This window comes from Ruegeria sp. AP12 (assembly GCF_056540025.1).
The window spans coordinates 1-670 of record NZ_JBQFVZ010000224.1 but is presented as its reverse complement, the minus strand read 5'-3'; the positions used below and the strand labels follow the sequence as shown (position 1 = coordinate 670).

The following is a 670-nucleotide window of genomic DNA, read 5'->3' as shown; positions in this document are numbered from 1 at the left end:
TCACGCTGATCTTGAATTCGTGAAAATCATTGTCCTGCAGTATGCGGATATGTTCCAACGCGCTCTCGACCATCGCTTCGGGACAGGGTTCGCCATATTTCTCAAGCAGGTGCCGCTCTAACGAGCCTGCATTCACTCCGATCCGGATCGAGCAATTGTGGTCCCTTGCGGCCTTGATGACCTCTTTCACGCGCTGTTCGTTGCCGATATTGCCCGGATTGATCCGCAGGCAAGCGACGCCGGCCTCAGCGGCCTCGATGCCACGGCGGTAATGAAAGTGAATGTCGGCCACGATGGGCACCGGGCTTTCGCGCACGATCTCTTTCAGTGCCTTGGCGGAATCCTCATCCGGGACAGAGACTCGCACGATATCGGCCCCGGCCTCAGCAGCGGCCTGAACCTGCGCGACCGTTGCCGCCACGTCGGTGGTCAGAGTGTTGGTCATGGTTTGCACGGCAATTGGAGCATCGCCTCCGACCGGCACGTTGCCGACCATGATCTGACGGGATTTGCGGCGGTAGATATCGCGCCAGGGACGTACGTGGTTGAGCGACATGAAGAGTGGTCCGCATCTAGCCTAGGTTGCCTCATAGATAGTTCGGCAACCGCAGTTGAGCAATGGCAAGACTATTCGGCAGGATCGCCCGCTGCTTGCGTCTGAAGCTCGGCT

1 protein-coding gene is annotated in these 670 nt (G+C 58.7%); it reads right to left on the bottom strand.

The features are described 5' to 3' along the window. On the bottom strand, positions 1-556 hold a 556-nt coding region (locus ACR0E6_RS22425; protein WP_480587525.1), incomplete at its 3' end, for a flavodoxin-dependent (E)-4-hydroxy-3-methylbut-2-enyl-diphosphate synthase. Positions 557-670 lie beyond the last annotated feature (114 nt).